Raw genomic sequence first — 16,867 nt, forward strand, 5'->3', positions numbered from 1 at the left:
ATCTTGCATATGAAGATTAAATTACTTTCGAATGAAAGTTATCTTGATGCAGGTCAACTCTTGAGCAGGTTTTGTCGTGATAGGGTAAGTGCAGGCTAATTTTGAGGGTGACATCATGGAACTTTATCTCGACACATCTGACGTTGCGGCAGTCAAAAAGCTGGCGCGTATCTTCCCGCTCGCGGGCGTGACCACCAACCCAAGCATCGTTGCGGCCGGTAAAACGCCGCTCGACGAGCTGCTGCCGGCCCTGCACGACGCGCTGGGCGGCAAAGGCCGACTGTTTGCTCAGGTGATGGCGACTACCGCGGAAGGCATGGTGGAAGACGCGCGTAAGCTGCGCGCCATCATTAACGACCTCGTGGTGAAAGTGCCGGTGACCGCAGAAGGGCTGGCGGCGATCAAAATGCTGAAAGCGGAAGGGATCCCGACGCTGGGTACGGCGGTGTACGGCGCCGCGCAGGGAATGTTGTCCGCGCTGGCGGGAGCAGACTATGTCGCGCCTTACGTTAACCGCGTGGACGCGCAGGGCGGGGACGGGATCCAGACCGTGGTTGAACTGCAGCAGCTGCTGACGCTGCATGCCCCGCAGTCAAAAGTGCTGGCCGCGAGCTTTAAAACGCCGCGTCAGGCGCTGGACTGCCTGCTGGCAGGCTGCGAGTCTATTACGCTGCCGCTGGACGTGGCGCAGCAGTTTATTACTTCACCCGCCGTGGATGCGGCGATTGTGAAGTTTGAGCAGGACTGGCAGGGGGCGTTTGGACGGACGTCTATTTGACGCTGTTGCCGGGTGGCGCTGACGCTTACCCGGCCTACGTTCGCATCGCTGTTGCCGGGTGGCGCTAACGCTTACCCGGCCTACGTTCGAGTCGTTGTAGGTCGGGTAAGGCGAAGCCGCCACCCGACTTTTTTACTGGCTACAAACCTCACATCCCGTATTACGCATCAGCTTCATCTCGCGGAACTGGCAGGTCATCGCGTCGTACATCACAATTTTACCCGCCGCCGGCGTACCGTAATGCGCCAGGACTTTGATCGCTTCCATCGCCTGCAGTGACCCGATCACGCCGACTAACGGCGCCATCACGCCCGCCTCGACGCAGGTCAGCGCGTTCTCGCCAAACAGGCGGCTCAGGCAGCGGTAGCAGGGTTCACCCTCCGCGTAGGTGAAGACGCTGATTTGCCCCTCCATGCGGATCGCCGCCCCGGAAACCAGCGGCGTTTTATGCTCAAAACAGCCCGCGTTTAGCTGATTGCGGATAGCCACGTTATCGGTGCAGTCGAGCACCAGATCGTGCAGAGCAATCTGCGCGAACAGCGCGTCGTCGTCCAGCATCGCGTCAATCAGGGTAAACTGAACGTTGGGGTTGATGCGGGCCAGCGCCGTGCGGGCCGATGCCACCTTCGGCTGGCCAAGCGTCGCGTCGCTGTGCAGCGTCTGGCGCTGCAGGTTTGACACCGACACGGTATCAAAATCCAGCAGCGTCATCCTGCCCACGCCCGCCGCGGCAAGGTACTGCGCGGCGGCGCAGCCCAGACCGCCCAGACCGACGACCAGCACGCTGGCCGCCTTGAGCGCTTCCTGACCCTCGAAGTCAAACCCGCGCAGCACAATCTGGCGGTTGTAGCGCATCATCTCCTGGTCGCTCAGCTCCACCGTCATGTCAGCCTCCGAACAGGTGGTTAAAGCTTTCAACTTCAACCCATTCGCCCGCTTCCACGTTGCCGCGCTCGCGCTCCAGCACGATAAAACAGTTGCCCTGGCTGAAGGAGCTGAAAATGTGCGAGCCCTGGTGTCCGGTGGTGCTCACTTCAGGCTCACCGTCCGCGTTGCGCGCCAGAATGCCGCGCTGGAAATCGAGACGGCCCGGGGATTTTTTCAGGCGGGTGGCGGCACGCACGCGCTGGCGTTCCGGCAGCGGGCTGGCGCGGTTGCCGGAAAGCTTCGCCAGCAGCGGTATCACCAGCTGGTAGAAGGTGAGTGCCGCAGAGACCGGGTTACCCGGCAGGCCGCAGAACCAGCTATGCGTGAGCTTGCCAAAGGCGAACGGTTTGCCCGGCTTGATGGCCAGCTTCCAGAAGGCGATTTCGCCCAGCTCTTCAAGAATGGTTTTGGTGTAATCCGCTTCGCCAACCGAGACGCCGCCCGAGCTAATGACCACGTCGGCGGACCGATCCGCTTCAATAAACGCGGCGCGCAGTTTTTCCGGATCGTCAGGAATAATCCCGAGGTTAATCACCTCGCAGCCCAGCTGCTCCAGCATCAGGTGTACCGCCAGACGGTTGGTATCGTAAATCTGTCCGTCCTGCAGCGGCTGGCCCGGAAGCTGCAGCTCGTCGCCGGTGGAGAAAACGGCGACGCGCACCTTACGGATAACGTCGATTTCGGCAATGCCGAGCGACGCCAGCACCGGCAGTTCACCCACCGTCAGCTTCTGTCCGGCGGCAAAGACCGTCGCGCCGAGGGTAATGTCCTCGCCGGTACGACGGATGTTCTGGCCCGCTTTAACGTTCGCGGTAAAACGCACGCCATCGTCGGTCTGTTCGGTCTCTTCCTGCATCACCACGGCGTCGCAGCCTGCCGGTACCGGCGCGCCGGTCATGATGCGCACGCAGGTGCCCGCAGGCCATTCACCGTTAAACGGCTGGCCGGCAAAGGCCTTACCCGCCACGGGCAGCGCCTGGCCCGTCTGGAGATCCGCCAGGCGCACCGCATAACCGTCCATCGCTGAGTTATCGAATCCCGGTACGTTAAGCGGAGAGACGATATCGCGTGCGGCAATACGCCCAAAACAGCGCACGAGGGGTAACGTTTCTACGTCATGCAGCGGGGAAAGGCGGTCAAGCATCTGCGTGAGTGCCGTCTCAAGCGGCATCAGTCCGGCGGTAAAATCCATGGTGGGCTCCTGCACAGTAACAACGAAAGCGTCCATTATGGCAGAAAAGTGCCACTAACAGTATGACCCGGAGGGTGTACGCTTTACATCACAGTTGCGTCTTTCTATATTCAAAAATCATCTGAAGTTTCATCGACGATAATGATATTTATAGAAAAAGCCGCGAATCAGGCTAACGGGTGATGCGAATGGTTAATGCGGTAATCGCAATTCATGGCGGCGCCGGGGCAATCACCCGTGCACAGCTCAGTCCCGAACAGGAAAAGCGCTACATTGACGCGCTGTACGCCATTGTCGAAACGGGCCAGAAAATGCTGGAAGCGGGCGAGAGCGCGCTGGACGTGGTCACCGAGGCGGTGCGTCTGCTGGAGGAGTGTCCGCTATTTAATGCGGGGATCGGGTCGGTCTTTACCCGGGATGAAACGCACGAGCTGGACGCCTGCGTAATGGACGGTATCACCCTGAAAGCGGGGGGCGTGGCGGGCGTCAGTCGCCTGCGTAATCCGGTGCTGGCGGCCCGTCTGGTGATGGAAGAGAGCCCGCACGTGCTGCTGACCGGCGCCGGGGCCGAGGCGTTTGCCTTTGAACACGGGATGGCGTCGGTATCACCCGATCTTTTTTCCACGGAAGCGCGCTACCAGCAGCTGCTGGAGGCCCGTTCGGCGGGCATGACGCAGCTGGATCATTCCGCACCGCTCGATGAAACCACCAAAATGGGCACGGTCGGCGCGGTGGCGCTCGATAAGGCCGGAAACCTCGCGGCGGCGACGTCAACGGGCGGCATGACCAACAAGCTGCCCGGGCGCGTCGGCGACAGCCCGCTGCCGGGGGCCGGGTGCTATGCCAATAACGCGACGGCGGCGGTGTCGTGTACCGGAACCGGGGAAGTGTTTATTCGCACCCTCGCGGCCTACGACATCACCGCGCTGATGGATTACGGCGGTTTAAGCCTCAGTGAGGCCAGCGAGCGGGTGGTGATGGAAAAACTGCCTGCCCTGGGCGGCGTCGGCGGGCTCATTGCGGTGGATCGCGAGGGTAATGTGGCCCTGCCGTTCAACAGCGAAGGGATGTATCGCGCCTGGGGATATGCCGGCGATGAGCCGAGCACGGGGATCTATCGTGAATAAGGGGGCAACGCGTGCCGCACAGTGAAGAGCTGGACAACCGCGAGGTGCTGGCTGTCCATCAGCTGAATATTGCGTTTCAGGAAGAGCGGCAGTTCATCCCCGCAGTACAGAATTTATCGTTCTCGCTCAGGCGAGGCGAGACGCTGGCGATTGTTGGCGAGTCCGGCTCCGGTAAATCGGTCACCGCGCTGGCGCTGATGCGCCTGCTGGAGCAGACGGGCGGGCAAATCAGCAGCGAGAAAATGCTCCTGCGCCGCCGCAACCGTCAGGTCATTGACCTAAACGAGCTGAGCGGCTCGCAGATGCAGGGCGTGCGCGGGGCGGATATTGCCATGATCTTCCAGGAGCCGATGACCTCCCTCAATCCGGTTTTCCCGGTGGGGGAACAAATTGCCGAGTCCATCCGCCTGCATCAGGGGCTGAGCGGCGATGAGGCGCTTCGTGAAGCCAGACGGATGCTGGAGCTGGTGCGCATTCCTGAGGCGCAGGCCATTCTTGGGCGCTATCCCCATCAGCTTTCCGGCGGCATGCGTCAGCGGGTGATGATAGCCATGGCGCTCTCCTGCCGTCCGGCGGTGCTGATCGCCGATGAACCGACGACGGCGCTGGACGTGACGATTCAGGCGCAAATCCTGCAGCTCATCAAAGTGCTGCAGCAGGAGATGGAGATGGGGGTGATATTCATCACCCACGATATGGGCGTGGTCGCCGATATCGCCGATCGCGTGCTGGTCATGCACAAGGGCAACGCGGTGGAAACCGGCCCGGTTGAGCAGATTTTTCACGCGCCCGTCCATCCCTATACCAAAGCGCTGCTGGCGGCGGTTCCGCGTCTTGGGGCGATGAACGGCAGCGATTTGCCGCGCCGCTTCCCGCTGATTTCTCTCGATGCGGCGGGGCAGGAGGAGGACGAGCGCGATCAGGACACGGTGGTGCCGGGTAAGCCCATTCTGGAAGTGCGCGATCTGGTCACCCGTTTTCCGCTGCGCAGCGGCGTGTTGAACCGCGTGAAGCGCGAAGTGCATGCGGTGGAAAACGTCAGTTTTGATTTATGGCCGGGCGAAACTCTGGCGCTGGTGGGGGAGTCCGGCTGCGGTAAGTCCACCACCGGACGCGCGTTGCTCCGCCTGGTGGAATCACAGGAAGGCAGCATTACCTTTAACGGCGAGCGCATTGATACCCTGCCGGACAGCAGGCTGCAGGCGGTGCGGCGGGATATTCAGTTTATATTTCAGGATCCGTATGCCTCCCTCGACCCGCGCCACACGGTGGGGTACTCGATCATGGAGCCGCTGCGGGTGCATAACCTGCTCGACGGCGAGGCGGCGCAGCGTCGCGTGGCCTGGCTGCTGGAGCGCGTTGGCCTGAAGCCGGAACACGCCTGGCGTTATCCGCACGAATTTTCCGGCGGACAGCGGCAGCGAATCTGCATTGCCCGCGCGCTGGCGCTGAACCCGAAAGTGGTGATTGCCGATGAATCCGTTTCGGCGCTGGATGTCTCTATCCGGGCGCAAATCATCAACCTGTTGCTCGATTTACAGCGGGATATGGGCATCGCTTTTCTGTTTATCTCGCACGATATGGCGGTGGTCGAGCGCATCAGCCATCGCGTGGCGGTGATGTTCATGGGGCAAATCGTGGAGATCGGGCCGCGACGCGCGGTCTTTGAGAACCCGCAGCATCCGTACACCCGCAAGCTCATCGCGGCGGTTCCGGTCGCCGATCCGGCGCATCGTCACGGACAGCGCGTGCTGCTGCAGGATGAAATGCCGAGCAATATTCGTAAACGCGGCGAGGCCGTTGAACGCGTCACGCTGCGCGAGGTCGGGCCGGGGCATTTCGTGGCGCCTCCGCGTCAGGACAACGCTTTTTCGCGGTTATAACTTACAACAGGCAGGAGAACACAATGGTTACATTTGTAGCGCGTAGATGGTTGTTAGCCGCGAGCGTGACGGCAGCCCTGGCCGCTGCCCCCGCGTTCGCCGCCAAAGATGTGGTGGTCGCCGTCGGCTCTAATTTCACCACGCTCGATCCGTATGACGCCAACGACACGCTGTCGCAGGCGGTAGCGAAATCGTTCTACCAGGGGCTTTTTGGCCTGGATAAAGAGATGAAGCTGAAAAATGTGCTGGCGGAGGGATACACCGTCTCCGACGACGGGCTGGCGTATACCATCAGGCTCAGAACCGGCGTGAAGTTCCAGGACGGTACCGATTTCAACGCGGAGGCGGTGAAGATTAACCTCGACCGCGCCAGCAATCCGGAAAATAGCCTCAAGCGCTATAACCTGTATAAAAACATCGCCAGCACCGAGGTGGTCGACCCGGCGACGGTAAAAATCACCCTGAAAGAGCCGTTCTCGGCGTTTATCAATATTCTGGCGCATCCGGCAACGGCGATGATTTCCCCGGCCGCGCTGAAAAAATACGGTAAAGAGATCGGTTTCCACCCGGTGGGGACCGGTCCGTATGAACTGGTGACCTGGAATCAGACCGACTTTGTGAAGGTGAAGAAGTTCAGCGGCTACTGGCAGCAGGGGCTGCCGAAGCTGGACACCATCACCTGGCGTCCGGTGGTGGACAACAACACCCGCGCGGCGATGCTGCAAACCGGCGAGGCGCAGTTCGCCTTCCCGATCCCGTATGAGCAGGCCGCGATTTTGCAGAAAAACAGCAAGCTGGAGCTGGTCGCCAGCCCGTCGATCATGCAGCGCTACATCAGCATGAACGTTACGCAAAAGCCGTTTGATAACCCGAAGGTGCGCGAGGCCATCAACTACGCCATTAACCGCCAGGCGCTGGTGAAGGTCGCCTTTGCCGGCTATGCCACCCCGGCCACCGGCGTGCTGCCGCCTGCTATCGCGTATGCCCAGAGCTATCAGCCGTGGCCGTACGATCCGGCCAAAGCGCGCGAGCTGCTGAAAGAGGCGGGCTTCCCGAACGGGTTTAGCACTACGCTGTGGTCGTCGCATAACCACAGTACCGCGCAGAAGGTGCTGCAGTTCACCCAGCAGCAGCTGGCTCAGGTCGGCATTAAGGCGCAGGTCACCGCGATGGATGCCGGACAGCGTGCGGCTGAAGTGGAGGGCAAAGGGCAGAAAGAGAGCGGGGTGCGGATGTTCTACACCGGCTGGTCGGCCTCGACCGGCGAAGCCGACTGGGCGCTGTCGCCGCTGTTTGCCTCGCAGAACTGGCCGCCAACCCTGTTCAATACCGCGTTCTACAGTAACCCGCAGGTGGACAAAGACCTTGCCGATGCGCTGAAAACCACCAAACCGGAAGAGAAGGCACGCCTCTACAAAGACGCGCAGGACATTATCTGGAAAGAGTCACCGTGGGTGCCGCTGGTGGTGGAGAAGCTGGTATCAGCCCATAACAAAGCGTTGACCGGGTTCTACATCATGCCGGACACCGGTTTTAGCTTTGACGATGCGGATTTAAAATAAACCTCATGCTGAACTATGTTTGTAAACGCCTGCTGGGGCTTATCCCGACGCTGCTGATTGTGGCGGTCCTGGTGTTTTTGTTTGTCCATATGCTGCCGGGCGATCCGGCGCGTCTGGTTGCGGGGCCTGAAGCGGACGCTACCGTCATTGACCTGGTGCGTAAACAGCTTGGCCTCGACCAGCCGCTGTATATCCAGTTCCTCCATTATATTTGCAACGTTCTGCAGGGCGACTTTGGTATCTCGATGGTGTCGCGGCGTCCGGTGTCGGAAGAGATTGCCAGCCGCTTTATGCCGACGTTCTGGTTGACGATTGCCAGCATGAGCTGGGCGGTGGTGTTTGGGCTTGGCGCCGGGATTGTCGCGGCCGTCTGGCGCAACCGCTGGCCGGACAAGCTCGGCATGGCGCTGGCGGTGACCGGTATCTCCTTCCCGGCGTTCGCGCTGGGGATGCTGCTGATGCAGATCTTCTCCGTCGAGCTGGGCTGGCTGCCGACCGTCGGGGCCGATACCTGGAAGCATTACATTCTGCCCTCAATGACGCTGGGGGCCGCCGTGTCGGCGGTGATGGCCCGCTTCACCCGCGCCTCATTCGTTGACGTGCTGAGCGAGGATTATATCCGCACCGCGCGGGCGAAAGGGGTCAGCGAGAAGTGGGTCATTCTTAAGCACGGGTTTCGCAATGCGATGATCCCAGTGGTGACGATGATGGGGTTGCAGTTTGGTTTCCTGCTGGGCGGCTCCATCGTCGTGGAGAAGGTCTTCAACTGGCCGGGGCTGGGACGCCTGCTGGTCGATTCCGTTGAGATGCGCGACTACCCGGTCATTCAGGCGGAGGTCCTGCTTTTCTCGCTGGAGTTTATCCTTATCAACTTAGTGGTGGACGTGCTCTACGCCGCCATTAACCCGGCCATCAGGTACAAGTAAGATGCGATTGTTGAACTGGCGACGTCAGGCCGTTTTAAACGCTATGCCGGGGCTCAAACCGGAACATATCCGCACGCCGCGGTCTGAATTCTGGCGGCGTTTTCGCCGTCAGCCGGTCGCGATGGCGGCGGGGCTGTTTGTACTGCTGCTGATTGCGGTGGCGATCGTTGCGCCGTGGGTAGCGCCGTTTGATGCGGAAAACTATTTTGACTACGACCGTCTGAACGACGGACCCTCAATGCTGCACTGGTTCGGCGTGGACTCCCTCGGGCGCGATATCTTCAGCCGCGTGCTGGTCGGGGCGCAGATCTCTCTTGCCGCCGGGGTTTTCGCGGTGCTGATCGGCGCGGCCATCGGTACCGTGCTGGGTCTGGTTGCCGGGTATTACGAAGGCTGGTGGGACCGCATCATTATGCGCATCTGCGACGTGCTGTTTGCTTTTCCCGGCATTCTGCTGGCGATTGCGGTGGTGGCGATAATGGGCAGCGGCATGGCGAACGTTATTATCGCGGTGGCGGTCTTTTCGATTCCGGCGTTCGCGCGCCTGGTGCGCGGCAATACGCTGGTGCTGAAGCAGCAGACCTTTATCGAATCTGCCCGCAGTATGGGCGCCAGCGACGCCACGATCCTGTTCAGCCATATTCTGCCGGGTACGGTGTCGTCCATCGTGGTCTATTTCACCATGCGTATCGGCGTGTCGATTATCTCGGCGGCCAGCCTGTCGTTTTTGGGGTTGGGGGCACAGCCTCCCACGCCGGAGTGGGGCGCGATGCTGAACGAGGCGAGGGCAGATATGGTGATTGCGCCGCACGTGGCGATCTTCCCGAGCCTGGCAATTTTCCTGACCGTGCTGGCGTTTAACCTGCTGGGTGACGGGCTGCGTGACGCGCTGGATCCGAGGATTAAGGGGTAGGGCAGTGGAATGTGCCGGGTGGCGGCTACGCCTTACCCGGCCTACAAAAGGGAAGCTGGGTGTTTAAACCCGGCTACCCCACAGGTCATACTCGTCCGCGTTTTCAACCTTCACGCGGATGATATCACCCGGCTTAACGCTGGTTTCGCCGTTCAGGTACACCGCGCCGTCGATTTCCGGGGCGTCCGCCATGCTGCGGCCAATCGCGCCTTCTTCGTCCACTTCGTCAACGATCACCATGATTTCGCGGCCCACTTTCTCCTGCAGGCGTTCAGCAGAGATCTGCTGCTGCAGCTGCATGAAGCGGTTCCAGCGCTCTTCTTTCACCTCTTCCGGCACCTGATCCGCCAGCTCGTTGGCGGTTGCGCCCTCTACCGGGCTGTACTTGAAGCAGCCTACGCGGTCCAGACGCGCTTCTTTCAGGAAGTCGAGCAGCATCTGGAAATCTTCTTCGGTTTCACCCGGGAAGCCGACGATGAAGGTGGAGCGCAGGGTCAGGTCAGGGCAGATTTCACGCCACTGCTTGATGCGCGCCAGCTGGCGGTCAACGGAGCCAGGACGTTTCATTAGCTTCAGGATACGCGGGCTGGCGTGCTGCAGCGGGATATCCAGATACGGCAGAATTTTGCCTTCCGCCATCAGCGGGATCACGTCGTCAACGTGCGGGTAAGGATAGACGTAGTGCAGACGCGTCCAGATACCGAGTTTAGACAGCTGCTCGCACAGGCCGACCATGCTGGTTTTTACCGGCTCGCCGTTGTGGAAGCCGGAGCGGTGTTTGACGTCCACGCCGTAAGCTGAGGTGTCCTGGGAGATGACCAGCAGCTCCTTCACACCCGCGTCAGCCAGACGTTTCGCTTCCGCCAGCACTTCGCCAATCGGACGGCTCACCAGATCGCCACGCATGGACGGGATGATGCAGAAGGTGCAGCGATGGTTGCAGCCTTCGGAGATTTTCAGGTAAGCGTAGTGGCGCGGCGTCAGCTTCACCCCCTGTTCCGGCACGAGGCTCAGGAACGGGTTGTGCTTTGGTTTTGGCACGTAGTGATGAACATGTTCCAGCACCTGCTCGTAGCTGTGTGGGCCGGTGATCTCCAGCACCTTCGGGTGCACTTCGCGGATCTGATCCACTTTCGCGCCCAGGCAGCCGGTGACAATCACTTTGCCGTTTTCCGTCAGGGCTTCACCGATGGCTTCCAGTGACTCCTGAACCGCGCTGTCAATAAACCCGCAGGTGTTAACGATCACCATATCGGCGTTGTCGTAGCTTGGCACCACGTCATAGCCCTCGGTGCGCAGTTCGGTCAGGATGCGTTCTGAATCCACCAGGTTTTTCGGGCAGCCCAGGGAGACGAAGCCGATTTTCGGCTGGTGCGTAACATTGCTCATAGGTTAAAAATTCATCAATTATGGAGTTATCAGGGCGGGATTTTACAGCGTATCGCGGGGGATTTATACACTCTTTGCAAGGCGGATGCGCCGGGCGGACGTTGTAACATTGTAAATAATGTTAATCAGTTAATAAAAATTGATCCCAGGCATTAAACTGTACAAAAAATGTACTTATCCTGACTATGCACAATGGCTGACAGAGGAGGAAAGAGCATGACCGTTGACAGACTAAAACGCGATCTGCTTAACAAGCTGATCAACGCCCGAATCGACCTGGCCGCGTACCTGCAGTTGAGGAAGGCAAAAGGGTATATGTCAGTCAGCGAAAGCGAACATCTGCGTGATAATCTGTTTGAACTTTGCAATTTCATGCGTGAAAAAGCACCGACCCTGAAAGCGAAATACGGCGAAAGCGAGCTGATAGCGCTGCGCCGCGCCGCTGAGGTGCTCTCCATTGCTGGGGTATGCCTGATGAACGGACGCCACGACTGCCCGAATTTTATCGCTGTTAACGCGGAGAAGCTTGAAAACTGCCTGACCACGCTCTCTCTATGCATCATGTGTCTGAACGAGCACGAGAAGCTTGAGCAACACTGATCCCGGGGGAGGCAACTCCCCCTTCTGATTAAGCTTTTGTAAAAGTGATAACGCCCCCGGACGCAGTGGCTAACCTTTATGCCATATGCCGATAAAGGAGCGCGTTATGCATCGATCCTCGCTGATTTTCCTGCCTGCGTTGTTATTTCCCTTTTCGCTGCTTGCTGCGCCTGAGGCGGTCAGGGTCGAGGTGCTGCAAAACAGACTCGATCACCCCTGGTCCATGGCGTTCCTGCCGGACAACCAAGGGCTGCTGGTGACCCTCAGGGGCGGTCAGCTCAAGCGCTGGCAGGCCGGAAAAGGGCTTTCCGATCCGATTGTCGGGGTACCGAAGGTCTGGGCAAACGGCCAGGGAGGATTGCTGGACGTGGTCCTCGCGCCGGATTTTAAACAATCGCGCCGCATCTGGCTCAGCTACGCCGAAGCAGGGAATGACGGCAAAGCCGGCACGGCGGTGGGCTATGGCCGGTTAAGCGACGACTTTACGCGCATTGAAGCCTTCCAGGTGGTGTTCCGCCAGATGCCGAAACTTTCTACCGGTAACCATTTTGGTGGGCGCCTGGTGTTTGACGGCAAAGGCTACCTCTTTATCGGACTCGGCGAGAATAACCAGCGGCCCACGGCGCAGGACCTGGACAAATTACAGGGTAAAGTGGTGCGCCTCACCGAAGACGGCAAAGTGCCGCCGGATAACCCCTTTGTGCATACTTCCGGCGCGCGGCCTGAAATCTGGTCCTACGGCATTCGCAACCCGCAGGGAATGGCGATGAACCCCTGGAGCGACACGCTGTGGCTGAACGAGCACGGTCCGCGCGGCGGGGATGAGATTAATATTCCGGAGAAAGGGAAAAACTACGGCTGGCCGCTGGCGACACACGGCATTAACTACAGCGGGCTGAAAATTCCGGAAGCCAAAGGCGAGCACGTTGAGGGAACCGAAAAACCGCTGTTCGTCTGGAAGGTCTCACCGGCCGTGAGCGGCATGGCGTTTTACAACAGCGACGTTTTCCCGCAGTGGAAAAACAAGCTGTTTATCGGCGCGCTGAAGGAGAAGAACGTGATTGTGCTGAGCGTGGAGGGTAACAAGGTGACGGAAGACGGGCGCATTCTGGGCGACCGGGATCAACGTATTCGCGATGTGCGGGTGGGGCCGGATGGGTATCTGTACGTCCTGACGGATGAGACGGACGGGCAGCTGTTGAAAGTCAGCCCGTCCGGGACGTAATCAGGTGACCGGGATCATCACGACGTTACGGTACGCCGGGCGATCGCTCAGCTGTTTGAGCCAGCGATCCAGATGAGGGCGCGGCGTCCACTTCAGGCCCATATTGGTCAGGTTCCAGACGAACGGCGCCACGGCGATATCGCCTGTGCCGAACGCGTCACCGGAGAACCAGGCGTGCTTCGCCAGCTCGTCATCCATCATCGCAAACAGATTTTCGCAGGCATCCTGCGCGGCATGAATAGCGGGATAGTCACGTTCGGCTTCCGGCGTGCGGATAAGCCCCATCAGGATCACGCGGTGGGTGGGTGAAAGCGTCTGGTTTGCCCAGTCCATCCACTTTTCGCCCTGGGCGCGGCGGGCCGGGTTTTCGACCCACAGACGACCTTGTCCGTACTGGGCGGCCAGGTAACGGACAATGGTGTTGGATTCCCAAAGCGTGGCGTCTGTTTCATCATCGCGCAGCAGCGGCACCAGGCCGTTCGGGTTCATGGCCAGATAGTCGGCCTCTTTATTCACGCCAAACGACATGCCTGCCATGATTTGATTGAACGGTAAATCCAGCTCTTCCAGCGTCCAGAGCACTTTCTTAACGTTGGTCGAATTATTCCTGCCCCACAGCGTAATCATATTTACTCCCGATGAGATGTGAATCCGAGTCAGCTTTTCGCCATGGTGAGATAAACCTAACAATTACGCAACAGAAGACAAAAAAAACGCCTTAATCAAAGCGTATCTGAATGTTATTGCATAAACTTTAATAACTTTACCCTGGTTGGGTTTCTTTAACCGTTTTAGTGCGCTATTACTCATCGCTTCTTGCGACACGGTGATGTGACGTAATTTTTTGAATGGACACTCGGGTGGCATTTATGACGCGAAAAATGACTTCTCTGCGCAGCCTGGCGGCAGGCTCTGCGCTCCTTTTCCTGTTTGCACCAACTCTCTACGCAGCTGAGCAGGCTGCGCCAGAAGCGCCACCTGTGGATGCGCGCGCCTGGATCCTGATGGACTACTCCAGCGGTAAAGTGCTGGCGGAAGGCAACGCGGATGAGAAACTCGACCCGGCAAGCCTGACCAAAATCATGACCAGCTATGTGGTAGGCCAGGCCTTAAAAGCGGGCAAGATCAAGCTTGATGATATGGTCACCATCGGGAAGGACGCCTGGGCGACCGGCAACCCGGCGCTGCGCGGGTCATCGGTGATGTTCCTGAAGCCGGGCGATCAGGTTTCCGTATCGGATTTGAATAAAGGGGTGATTATCCAGTCCGGCAACGACGCCTGTATCGCGCTGGCGGATTACGTCGCGGGCAGTCAGGATTCATTTATCGGCCTGATGAATGGCTACGCGCAAAAGCTGGGTCTGACCAACACCACCTTTAAAACCGTTCACGGCCTGGATGCGCCGGGCCAGTTCAGCACCGCGCGCGACATGGCGCTGCTGGGGAAAGCACTTATTCACGACGTGCCGGATGAATACGCCATCCACAAAGAGAAAGAGTTTACCTTCAATAAAATCCGCCAGCCGAACCGCAACCGCCTGCTGTGGAGCAGCAACGTTAACGTGGACGGGATGAAAACCGGCACCACGGCCGGCGCGGGTTACAACCTGGTGGCCTCCGCGACGCAGGGCGATATGCGCCTGATCTCGGTGGTGCTGGGGACCAAAACCGACCGCATCCGTTTTAACGAATCAGAAAAACTTCTGACCTGGGGATTCCGCTTCTATGAAACCGTGACGCCGATTAAACCGGATGCCACGTTCGTCAGCCAGCGCGTCTGGTTTGGTGACAAGAGCGAAGTGAATCTGGGCGCGGGTGAAGCGGGCTCGGTGACCATTCCGCGCGGCCAGCTGAAAAATCTGAAGGCCAGCTACACCCTGACCGATCCGCAGCTCACCGCGCCGCTGAAAAAAGGCCAGGTGGTCGGGACGATTGATTTCCAGCTTAACGGTAAGTCGATTGAACAGCGTCCGCTGATTGTGATGGAAGCGGTAGAAGAGGGCGGCTTCTTCAGCCGGATGTGGGACTTCGTGATGATGAAATTCCACGGGTGGTTTGGCAGCTGGTTTAGCTAAACCTTATGGGTTTTCTCCCTCTCCCTGTGGGAGAGGGCCGGGGTGAGGGCATCAGGCCGCACCCCTCTCAATACATCAACTTCACCTGCTGCGCCTTTGCATACGCCACATACTCATCGTCCGGACGGCAGTCGCTCACAATGGCGTCAAACTGCGCCAGTTCACCCATTCTCGCCGAACGCACTTTGCCAAACTTGCTGTGGTCAACCACCAGCACATGGTACTGCGCCGCGCTTAGCGCCCAGTGCTTCACCGGCAGCTCTTCCAGGTTAAAGCAGGTCGCGCCCTGACGCACGTTCACGCCCGCGGCGGAATAAAACGCGATATCCGGGCAGAGATTGCTGAGCGTGTCCTGCAGGTTAAGCGGCTTAAAGATCGCGTTGCTGGCGTGAAACTCACCGCCGCAGAGGATCACCCGGCACTCGGGTTTCTCCTGAAGCGCCAGAAAGGTGTTCAGGGAGTAGCACACGGCGGTAAAGGGGATGCTGCTGTCGATGGCTTCGATAATCCACGGCGTGGTGGTACCGCAGTCAAAAAACAGCGTCTGGTGCGGCTGTACCAGCGAAGCCGCAAGCCGTGCGGCTTTGCGCTTCTCTTCAACCAGGCGTGTCTTCTGGTCGCTGATCAGATAATGGCTGGCGCTGCGTGGTTCAAGCACTATATACCCGCCCAGCAGCACGACGGGCGCGCTTTCGCTGTTCAGATCCCGACGAATGGTCATCTCTGAGACGCCGAGGAGGTTGGCGGCTTCCTTAAGATGCAGCTTATCGCTGCGCTTCAGCGCCTGTAGCAGCTGAGCAATGCGGTCATCGCGACGTGTTTCCATAGTTCCTCGGGATAAAAAAGTGAACCCCCGCAGGGCGGGGGTTCAAGTGTAACCTGTCAGGTCGGGGTTAGTCACGTATCCAGCCTTTGCGGATCGGGATAGCGAAAATGGCGCGATAGAGGGTAGAGAGCCCGCGGTAGAGCGCTTCACCGAAGAGACTCCACAGAATCGCCGCGCTCACGCAGCCAATCAGCCCCACCAGGAAACCGCCCACCATATCCAGCGGCCAGTGGACGCCCAGGTAAACGCGAGACCAGGCGATGGCCACGGCGACCACCATCAGCACCGCACCCGACCACAGGCGATGCCAGAACAGGAAGGCCAGCGCGAAGGTAAAGATAACCGTACCGTGATCGCTCGGGAAAGAGTCATCCGGCGCATGGTGCAGGAAGGTATAGCCGACGTGATCGACAAAAGGACGATCGTGCGGGAAGGCGTGGCCCAGAATGTAGCTCAGCAGTACGCTAACTCCGAGCGCCATCGCCACTTTGATCACCAGCTGGCGCTGCGCTTTCACCTGGCTACGGGGACCCCACAGCCAGAGGATGGCTGCCAGCACAGGCACGATGCTGATCAGATCTTTCGCCAGAAAGGTGGCAAAGTCGATTGTCCACTCGGGCGAGGCCGGCGTGGCGTTGATCAGATAAAACAGCTGATAATTCAGACTCTCTAACATAGCGTTATCACTCTTTAGCAAACCGGGTGGAAATAAGGCCATAGACCACCACCTGGGAAAACCAGACCCACCACCCAGCCCACAGGTTGTGAGAGAAAAAATGTGCCCCGCGCATGACCTGGCCGTAACCCATCGCCAGACCTAACACCACGCCCAGCGCGACGAAGCACCAGGCAAGACGCGGACGCTCTCGCCAGAAGGCAAAAAACAGCCCCATCACCATAAAGCCGCTGGAGGCATGACCGCCGGGGAAACAGCGCCCCGGACCGCTGTCCGCAGGGACGGAACTGAACAGGGGATAAGACATAGCTTTCCCGCCATATTCCACCAGATCCCACGGGCAGCTGTGATGGCTCACGCTTTTCAATATGCCCACCACCAGCGCGCCAACGCCCATCAGCAGCGCCGCGGTGACCAGCCTTGCGTTGCGCTTGTATGCACCGTAAAACAGCGCCACGGCACCCAAGGCGATGGCGATGTATTTCGCCAGGCGATGGTTCAGCAGATCCAGCAGGTGGTCTTTCTGCAGCGGGAAGCTCTGCGTCGCCGCGTCGTACCAAAAGCCGGTTATCCATCTGTCGAGCGCTTCATCACGCGATAGCCACGTAAACACCACGGCAAGCGCTATCAGCACGAAAAGCTGATAACCATAAAAGCGGGACGGTAAGCGGTAAAGTCGTTTTGTCTTATTTGTCTGTAAGTTAGACAATTCTGAACGGCTGGAGGTGAGTGCCATAATTTGGGGTCGTTGACGAGTAATCGGGGTAT

Annotated in this window: 15 protein-coding genes and 1 pseudogene; 9 read left to right on the top strand and 7 right to left on the bottom strand. The window is 59.1% G+C overall.

What is annotated here, in order from left to right:
* Nucleotides 1–115: 115 nt before the first annotated feature.
* Nucleotides 116–778, top strand: coding sequence for a fructose-6-phosphate aldolase (fsa, locus tag ACWHWP_RS07210; RefSeq protein ID WP_063955609.1), 663 nt, complete (start codon nt 116–118; stop codon nt 776–778).
* A gap of 132 nt (nt 779–910) precedes the next feature.
* Here fsa and moeB read toward each other — a convergent pair whose 3' ends face one another.
* Together moeB and moeA are read right to left on the bottom strand one after the other, a co-directional pair.
* Entirely contained in the window at nt 911–1,663 is a 753-nt protein-coding gene (gene moeB, locus ACWHWP_RS07215) for a molybdopterin-synthase adenylyltransferase MoeB (protein ID WP_447855311.1), read from the bottom strand.
* A 1-nt stretch (nt 1,664) separates the two neighbouring features.
* Nucleotides 1,665–2,897: a molybdopterin molybdotransferase MoeA gene (gene moeA / locus ACWHWP_RS07220; protein WP_059310700.1), complete on the bottom strand. Its 1,233-nt coding sequence runs from the start codon at nt 2,895–2,897 to the stop codon at nt 1,665–1,667.
* 188 nt (nt 2,898–3,085) lie between these two features.
* Here moeA and iaaA point away from each other — a divergent pair.
* From iaaA to gsiD, 5 genes and pseudogenes are all read left to right on the top strand, one after another.
* Nucleotides 3,086–4,049, top strand: a pseudogene (gene iaaA, locus ACWHWP_RS07225) (beta-aspartyl-peptidase).
* Nucleotides 4,036–5,907, top strand: a complete 1,872-nt coding sequence (gene gsiA / locus ACWHWP_RS07230) for a glutathione ABC transporter ATP-binding protein GsiA (protein ID WP_059310698.1) — start codon at nt 4,036–4,038, stop codon at nt 5,905–5,907. Before iaaA ends, gsiA begins: the two are co-directional and overlap by 14 nt.
* A 23-nt stretch (nt 5,908–5,930) precedes the next feature.
* Nucleotides 5,931–7,469: a glutathione ABC transporter substrate-binding protein GsiB gene (gsiB, locus tag ACWHWP_RS07235; protein ID WP_063431157.1), complete on the top strand. Its 1,539-nt coding sequence runs from the start codon at nt 5,931–5,933 to the stop codon at nt 7,467–7,469.
* 5 nt (nt 7,470–7,474) lie between these two features.
* A complete protein-coding gene (gsiC, locus tag ACWHWP_RS07240) occupies nt 7,475–8,395 on the top strand; it encodes a glutathione ABC transporter permease GsiC (RefSeq protein WP_047346983.1) in 921 nt (306 codons plus the stop codon).
* A gap of 1 nt (nt 8,396) precedes the next feature.
* A complete protein-coding gene (gsiD, locus tag ACWHWP_RS07245; protein ID WP_059310695.1) occupies nt 8,397–9,308 on the top strand; it encodes a glutathione ABC transporter permease GsiD in 912 nt (303 codons plus the stop codon).
* Nucleotides 9,309–9,371: 63 nt separating this feature from the next.
* Here the strand turns inward: gsiD and rimO are convergent, their stop codons facing one another.
* Entirely contained in the window at nt 9,372–10,697 is a 1,326-nt protein-coding gene (rimO, locus tag ACWHWP_RS07250; protein ID WP_032661331.1) for a 30S ribosomal protein S12 methylthiotransferase RimO, read from the bottom strand.
* Between the two features lie 216 nt (nt 10,698–10,913).
* On the opposite strand from rimO, the gene bssR reads away from it, so the two are divergent.
* Both bssR and ACWHWP_RS07260 read left to right on the top strand, forming a co-directional pair.
* Nucleotides 10,914–11,297 (top strand): biofilm formation regulator BssR, encoded by a 384-nt coding sequence (gene bssR, locus ACWHWP_RS07255; protein WP_023310914.1) that lies wholly within the window; start codon nt 10,914–10,916, stop codon nt 11,295–11,297.
* A gap of 106 nt (nt 11,298–11,403) precedes the next feature.
* Entirely contained in the window at nt 11,404–12,522 is a 1,119-nt protein-coding gene (locus ACWHWP_RS07260) for a PQQ-dependent sugar dehydrogenase (RefSeq protein WP_447855312.1), read from the top strand.
* On the opposite strand, the gene ACWHWP_RS07265 is transcribed toward ACWHWP_RS07260, so the two are convergent.
* The gene (locus ACWHWP_RS07265; protein ID WP_252000681.1) at nt 12,523–13,149 is read right to left on the bottom strand and encodes a glutathione S-transferase family protein; all 627 of its coding nucleotides are present in this window, start codon (nt 13,147–13,149) and stop codon (nt 12,523–12,525) included.
* Nucleotides 13,150–13,391: 242 nt separating this feature from the next.
* Here ACWHWP_RS07265 and dacC point away from each other — a divergent pair, with 242 nt between their 5' ends.
* Nucleotides 13,392–14,597: a serine-type D-Ala-D-Ala carboxypeptidase gene (gene dacC, locus ACWHWP_RS07270; RefSeq protein ID WP_045890490.1), complete on the top strand. Its 1,206-nt coding sequence runs from the start codon at nt 13,392–13,394 to the stop codon at nt 14,595–14,597.
* A 67-nt stretch (nt 14,598–14,664) separates the two neighbouring features.
* Here dacC and deoR read toward each other — a convergent pair whose 3' ends face one another.
* The 3 genes from deoR to ACWHWP_RS07285 form a co-directional block, all read right to left on the bottom strand.
* Entirely contained in the window at nt 14,665–15,423 is a 759-nt protein-coding gene (gene deoR / locus ACWHWP_RS07275; protein ID WP_447855313.1) for a DNA-binding transcriptional repressor DeoR, read from the bottom strand.
* Between the two features lie 67 nt (nt 15,424–15,490).
* Complete coding sequence (gene ybjG / locus ACWHWP_RS07280) at nt 15,491–16,099, bottom strand: undecaprenyl-diphosphate phosphatase (RefSeq protein ID WP_429053273.1); 609 nt, start codon at nt 16,097–16,099, stop codon at nt 15,491–15,493.
* Between the two features lie 7 nt (nt 16,100–16,106).
* Entirely contained in the window at nt 16,107–16,835 is a 729-nt protein-coding gene (locus ACWHWP_RS07285; protein WP_063955624.1) for a phosphatase PAP2 family protein, read from the bottom strand.
* Between the last annotated feature and the right edge of the window lie 32 nt (nt 16,836–16,867).

Source organism: Enterobacter sp. WI-ESBL-E8 (genome assembly GCF_053364895.1).